Source organism: Vibrio sp. 10N.239.312.C11 (assembly GCF_041466065.1).
GTDB classification, from domain to species: Bacteria; Pseudomonadota; Gammaproteobacteria; order Enterobacterales; family Vibrionaceae; genus Vibrio; species Vibrio tasmaniensis_A.
In genome coordinates, this window is the sequence record NZ_JBFSRZ010000097.1 from 1 (window position 1) to 6,596 (window position 6,596).

The 6,596-nt window shown below is 40.9% G+C and carries 6 protein-coding genes; 3 read left to right on the plus strand and 3 right to left on the minus strand.

Annotated elements, in window-relative coordinates:
* Window positions 1-197: 197 nt before the first annotated feature.
* A complete protein-coding gene (locus tag AB6D07_RS22295) occupies window positions 198-1,070 on the minus strand; it encodes a DUF3187 family protein (RefSeq protein ID WP_371997072.1) in 873 nt (290 codons plus the stop codon).
* A 303-nt stretch (window positions 1,071-1,373) separates the two neighbouring features.
* Here AB6D07_RS22295 and AB6D07_RS22300 point away from each other — a divergent pair, with 303 nt between their 5' ends.
* Window positions 1,374-2,168, plus strand: a complete 795-nt coding sequence (locus AB6D07_RS22300; protein ID WP_017102466.1) for a response regulator transcription factor — start codon at window positions 1,374-1,376, stop codon at window positions 2,166-2,168.
* 111 nt (window positions 2,169-2,279) lie between these two features.
* Here the strand turns inward: AB6D07_RS22300 and AB6D07_RS22305 are convergent, their stop codons facing one another.
* A complete protein-coding gene (locus tag AB6D07_RS22305) occupies window positions 2,280-3,113 on the minus strand; it encodes a RecX family transcriptional regulator (RefSeq protein WP_009844762.1) in 834 nt (277 codons plus the stop codon).
* Window positions 3,114-3,457: 344 nt separating this feature from the next.
* Window positions 3,458-5,062, minus strand: coding sequence for a mechanosensitive ion channel family protein (locus AB6D07_RS22310; protein ID WP_017096657.1), 1,605 nt, complete (start codon window positions 5,060-5,062; stop codon window positions 3,458-3,460).
* Window positions 5,063-5,314: 252 nt separating this feature from the next.
* Here AB6D07_RS22310 and AB6D07_RS22315 point away from each other — a divergent pair, with 252 nt between their 5' ends.
* Both AB6D07_RS22315 and AB6D07_RS22320 read left to right on the plus strand, forming a co-directional pair.
* Window positions 5,315-5,563, plus strand: coding sequence for a hypothetical protein (locus AB6D07_RS22315; RefSeq protein ID WP_009844760.1), 249 nt, complete (start codon window positions 5,315-5,317; stop codon window positions 5,561-5,563).
* A 342-nt stretch (window positions 5,564-5,905) separates the two neighbouring features.
* Complete coding sequence (locus tag AB6D07_RS22320; RefSeq protein WP_157938742.1) at window positions 5,906-6,382, plus strand: hypothetical protein; 477 nt, start codon at window positions 5,906-5,908, stop codon at window positions 6,380-6,382.
* Window positions 6,383-6,596 lie beyond the last annotated feature (214 nt).

A 6,596-nucleotide genomic window follows, 5' to 3' on the forward strand; every position in this document is an offset into this window, starting at 1 on the left:
AAATACGCGAAACGGGGTTGTTCTATCTTTAAATTTAATTACGCAACAAAGCCCCTATATATTGATTCGGCCTTGTTAGTCCGGCCTTTTGGAGTAGCGCTATTGTTCAAAAATTTGTGTTGTGGATATACCGTAAAATTACTGGAATTTTATCGTTGCGCTGAATTTAATTACATAATGATATGTTGATATTACTTTTATATTGAGAAGCGTAACCCAATCGTAAACCCAATATCAGTGCTGTTATCCATATTGCGAATATTCTCTGTCATCAAGGCTTCTAAGCTAAATCTATTTAATCGGTAGCGATAACCTAGTACCACTTCATTAGACGGCTCTGAAAAATCAGGGTCGTCTTTCCCCCAACCTTGATAATTTAACGATTCAATGACCAAGCTATGATGAGCATCGAATCGTAATTCATAGCCTACAGCCCAACTCGAACTGTAGTTTTCTAAGAGCACAGAATAGTCATCACCTTTGCGGTGAACTAAACCAAGAGTGACAAACATGTTGTGACGCACTGATAAATAGCTGTAATTCAGCTGAACACCTTGCTCAAAACTATTTCGCTCAAACTGCCCTTCTCGAACATTATTGTAAAACAGAGAGCCACCAGCAGAAATAAAAGAGGGACCGTCGGAATACAACAATAATTCATTGTATAACGTGACAGCATTAGTCAGTTGATCGCCTTCAAAATCAGAAATATGAACCCCCGAGTTATTAAAATCCATAGTGAACTGATCTTGAGGAACTTCATCCCGACCATTTTGGCCGATATTAAATAAGTCATGAAAGCCCATCACAAAACTATCAAGTCCATTATCTTTGGCTGTTACCACTCGATAATCCAACTCCACCTTCCATACAGAAGATGCCTGCCATTGAACTGCAATATTCGATTGATTTTGGTAATAATCAAGACCATAAGCGTCGGTATGAGCCCAAATACTGGCTTGAGTATAAGAGGACTTGAACTCAACCGCCCCTACACTTGCTGGTTGAGCACTACGGAGCTGTGTAGATAGAACGTTTGAGTGGATCGGCGACTGCGAATACACAAACATTGGCGATGCATGCGCGCTAACCGTCGGGGGACAAAATATCAGCATCGATACTGAAATGATTAGTAAGGTTCTAAAACGTATCACAGTGTTTACTCGGTTCGATAAATGCTCGATTTTATAAGCAACACCACTCATTGAATGCGGGAAGTTTACTGCTTATTACCTCACCTTTTAGAACAAAAAGTTATATAAAATGAAATACAATAATCACCCAACAATAACGAGATCTTATCTTGCACTACATCACTCGAACGAATATCCTCTTTGTTATAAATACAATGAATATGTTGATAAAGGAAAGATGTGTCGGCCACTAACCTAAGTTTTGAACAATTGTTGATGAAGCAATCAACGACTCTCATCAATAGCGATCCTAAGTGTTTTCAAGCTACTTGGTCAGAAGCGAGCTTTGACGTACTCGATTGGTTTGGGATTGATCGCTTAACACTTTACCCTAATTCAATGGTCTTACTCGAAGACGGCAAGACTTTTTCAGTATCGAAAGCGAACATACCTCCGGTTAATAAACAGAGTCTCATTGGTGGCAACTATCTTGATTATTTAAAGCTGCTAAAGACCAAAAATACTTATCTCGCATTTTCGAAAGACGACCTCGAGAACACTCAGAATTACGTATTAAAGCAATTATACAAAGAAGGGGGACGATGGCACTGCATCATTCCTTTGCAACTCTTTAACCAACGCTGGGGGGCGCTGTCTTTTACTAATTTTCACGACAACGATACCACTTTCGATCTCGAAGACATCCAGCGCTTAAAATTAGTCTGTGAGCTTTGGCTCTGTTATTGGCAGCACTCAACGCTAGCCAGAACATTAAAGCAAAATGAGAACCTGTTAGAAGATGACAGTGATAAATTACTATTACTCACCAAGAAGCAGACCAAAGTGTTGGCACTTATTGCTCAAGGCCTAAGTGCAAAAGAGTGTGCGGAACAGCTCCATCTAAGCTCTCGAACTATAGAATCGCATAAGTACAGAATGCTTGGGTTGCTCGATTTGAACAACCACAATGACCTCCTTCAGTTCGCGTTGCGTAATGGGTTAGGTATTACAGAAAACCTGCACACAACGCGTTAAAGCAATCTATTGACCCTGTAAATCATTCTGTGTTCGATGACCTTCAGCTCTTTATATCTGAAGGTTCTGTATTTCTGAAAGTTCTATATTTCTTGAGTTTAAGGACACTGGCTACTCGTTACCTTCACTCAGAGCAAATTTAATTTCATCCGACGAAAAGCCTTTTCGACTTAGCATAGCGTAAGCCTTTGAGCGCTCTTTGTGATCGTTGAGGTCATAAGATTTCTTTTGTAGTTGTTCTAAACACGAAGAGTAAAAATCCAGTTGCTCTTCGTTAATTAACCGATCGACTAACGATGACAGTTCGCTCGTGTCTATTTGTCGCTGTCTAAGCTCTTGCTGAATAGCAGTCAAGCCTTTGCCTTTACGAGCATACTTAAGCACTTCTTTTTCCAAATCGGCTTTCTCTGCCTTAATTTGAATATTACTCTTCAGTTCATGCGCTTGTGGGTGCTGGTCAATCGCTACCTTAACTTGCTGATAGCTAAAGCCACGCTTTTGCAGCGTCGCAACCAATTTTTCACGGCTCATGGTAAAGCTTGAGTAGTAGTGGTTGATTCGGTCTATCAGGATGGTCTGTTCATCAATAGACTTTTCGAAAGACACCTTATGGATTGCATCAGAAATCACTGAGTCCGTCAGGCCTTTCTTTTTCAATTTTTCAACAATATACCGAGAACCAAATTCACCTGAGAACGCTTGTTCTACGAATTGTTCAGCAAACATTTGGTCAGATTTGAGATACCCAAACCCTTTCAAAGTATTCAACGTTTCATCAATCCATTCTTGATTGTCGGTTTTCACTTTGAGCTTCGCGACCAACTCACTTTCTGTCATATCTCTCTGAGTTAAATGCCACATCGCAGAGTTCATGACGCTTTCGATTCGCGTCGCTTTTCTTACCGTTGTATTTCTACCATTCGTTTTTTGCTGTGAATCATCCATTCGCTTTCAACTGTCCAGATTAAGCCTACCCCATCATAACTTAATTCTAAGGTGGTTGAGTTACCTAAAAGAGTGAAGCTCAATATAATACCAATCGTAGTAAATAACTGTTCACCCTAGCTGGTTAAAACGCTCGATAACGGCGTTAGAACTTTTGATTGTAGAATAACTACTTATCAAAAATTTCTGCCTTGTTCTCAAGCCTTTTTCCTGCGCTATTTCTGATCACTTACTTACTGTGATTGGTATAAACTGGCAGCCAATAAAAATGGACGCTTATTCAGCGTCCATTTGATATCACATAAAGTAGAAATCGACCTTAAGCCGTACTTAGTTTTTTTGGATTAGTTCTCTTCGTGATTGTAAACATGTACATCTCGTTGAGGGAATGGAATCGTGATGCCTTCTTCATCGAAGCGTTTCTTCACGGTTTCCGTCACATCCCAATACACTTCCCAGTAGTCATCTGTCTTAACCCAAGGTCTTACAACAAAATCAACTGAAGACGTATTCAAGGTGTGAAGCTTGATCATATGCTCTGGTTTTTTCAACACTAGAGGGTGAGCAAGAATGATGTCGTTCAATACCGATTTTGCTTTATCGATATCATCTGAGTAACCGATACCAAAAACCATATCAACACGTCTCACACGCTCTGCTGTGATGTTGTTGATCACGTCACCCCAGATCTTGTTGTTTGGGATCACCAAGCGTTGGTTATCGATGGTTTGAACGGTTGTCGATACTAAGCTCATGTCTTTTACAGTGCCTTGAACACCAGCGACTTTGACCATGTCGCCAACATCGTACGGACGGTAGATCAAGATCATCAAGCCCGATGCAAAGTTAGACAGCGTATCTTGCAATGCAAAACCAATGATGACACCCGCAACACCGAAACCAGTTAATAACGGAGCTAACTCGATCCCGATTTGAGACAGGGCGATCAGCAAACCAACAAACACGACCGCTTTAGATGCAATTGATACAAAGAAGTCCTGCATCAATACACTGAAGTCCATTTTAGAGTGCGAAACACTCTTACGAACGGTTTTACGAGCCACATTAGCAATAAGGCGAGTTACATACAAAATACCGAGGAAAAGCGCGAGTTTAACGATAAATGAAGGGGTATTTTCAAAAGCCCATGAACTGAATGAACGAAGCCAACCATCCAACAACTCCAGTGCAACATCAACATCCAATACATCAGCGTTAATGTCGCCGGTGGTCGCTAATAGAATACGCTTGTACGAGGTGACATCCACACCAAATGGCACCATCATGGAGATACTTTTCTCTAAGCTGGCAACCATAACGCTGGTTCGTTCTCTGAAACGTATTAATTCAGTTTTTATCGTCGCCTTTTCTTCTTCACTCACAAAAGACAAACGGCGCTCTAAATCTTGACGCTGCGTGTCTGTGTAGAGAATCGCATTTGTCAGATATTGCGAACGAGAAACTAGTGCGGTTTTTAACTGACTTTCCGCAGCCGATACATCAACGCCTCGATCTTTTGACCAACTTAAGGTCTTAGAAAGTTGCTGATAGTAGTCATCCATCATTCCGATACGTTTTTGAATCAACAATTCAAGACGCTTTTTTGCATCCCCTTCAGCCGAACGGTTGTCTTTGCTCATAGAGACAATTTTAACTTCGTTCAATGACAGTAAATGCTGTAAAAGCTCTACTTGCTGGGCAAGAACAGCGTCTAAGCCTTGCTTCTTATCAGATGATAATTGGGAGGATATCTCTTTGCGTAGTGCTTGGTTCTTTCTTCGCAATATGTCTTCTAGAAACGGCTTTTCAGCATCGTGCGCTGTTTCTAATGTAGCGAGGTCCAGCATTAGCTGGTCTTGTACTTCTGCTATTTTATCGACGCTTTGCGCAAAACTTCCAAATGCGACAAACGCCAACATTAACAATAGACAACGCCAAACCTTCATCATACTAATTCCTATTATTGTCTAAATTGACCCTATAAATAGTAGTAAAAAGAAGATGGATAACAAGCATTTAAACGTATGTTGTGTTAAAACTTTGCAAATTATCAGCCTGTATCTAATATTTGAGAGTTCCAATCCCCTCTTATGACCTGTAGAGTACGCAACCAACAAAGAACAACAGCCAATATCGTCATTTAGGTGCATGTACTAAATCGCCTTAAATCCTATGTTGGCTCACAGCAAAAGAGCATAAAAATGAACAACGAACTTGATGTTATTGAGTCTCTAGAAGAGCTAGAGCAATTCCTAATTTCAGTAGAAGCAGGGGGCTTAGGTCTTGAAGACGTTGAAGGCGTAGGTATGGCTACCAATAATTCTGATGGTCGTCATTTCGTTGCAGTATTCAACAGCAGTCACAAGGTTTTACTCGCTCGCTGGATCACTAAAGAAATCTTTGAAAATGGTAAAGACCTTGTGCGCAACGGTCCTCGCCGTTCTCACTAAACCTTTCCAATAGCACCAATGGTTAAAGCCCAATATGTCCATCTGCGATCTGTTGGGCTTTTTTGTATCTCCTGATAATGAATAGAGCACTCTATACAGGATAAATTGGCGATAACTTCCAGTTGTTGTGAACTTTATCTAGAGCTCAATGTCGTATTTGCGTGAGTTGGTGTTTATGCATCGTTTATCGTGTATCTACGGTTTATCGCGTTTATACATCGTTTCACTTTAACAATTTCATGACTTGTGACTCGAAGAGATCTTATTTAAGCTAACCGCAATTCAATGAGCTCGCTTTAACTATTAACTATTAACAACTAACTGATTCAATTACTGACTGATTTGCTGAACACATCGCTACTTTTCTTATCCACACAGAACCGCCGACAAAAGCATTCGCTTTGGGCGCTGTTCCTTACCGGACTGGTTATCGTAATCTGTCTGGCGAGTGCGCTTTCTACAAACAAAGTAACCACTTCAGCTTCCCTAATTGGACAATCAATACTTGTCGGCGCAGAAACTAGCCATCCACAAGCAATCGTCGCATCTTTCGATAAAATGTCTGAGCTCTATGCTAGCGTTTTTGGTTCAGAAGCGTCTAAAACTCTGTCAGCGCCAAACTCTAGCGCGTGCAGCCTAAGCTCCAAAATGCTCACCTTCACGACACCTAAAACAGGTTGGCTGATTCCTTTTATCCTGTTTATTGCTGTTGCGTACAGCCTATCACCGCACATATCGAGATTGTCTAGAGATAACCATCGCTCTTCTCGACCTACAAAACACCGCTTACATCTAAAGCACTGTATATTTAGAGAGTAAATAACCGGGCTACTACACCCTTTTATTTATTTTTTGGAGATACATTTGTGTACAACACACTACTAACTAAGTTTGTCGATTCGTTGGCATTCTGCATGCGTACATGCGCGAAAACGCTAGTCACTGCCCTTTTGGTTATGACGTCATTTACTGCTTTGGCGTATCCGCCCCATGAACCCACGGGGCGACTTGTCAGTGTTTGAAGTTCCAAGGC

Excerpts from the sequence above, each read along its gene's own strand:
- AB6D07_RS22295 (WP_371997072.1), bottom strand. The coding sequence starts at position 1,070 with ATGTTTGTGTATTCGCAGTCGCCGATCCACTCAAACGTTCTATCTACA.
- AB6D07_RS22305 (WP_009844762.1), bottom strand. The coding sequence starts at position 3,113 with ATGGATGATTCACAGCAAAAAACGAATGGTAGAAATACAACGGTAAGA.
- AB6D07_RS22310 (WP_017096657.1), bottom strand. The coding sequence starts at position 5,062 with ATGATGAAGGTTTGGCGTTGTCTATTGTTAATGTTGGCGTTTGTCGCA.
- AB6D07_RS22315 (WP_009844760.1), top strand. The coding sequence starts at position 5,315 with ATGAACAACGAACTTGATGTTATTGAGTCTCTAGAAGAGCTAGAGCAA.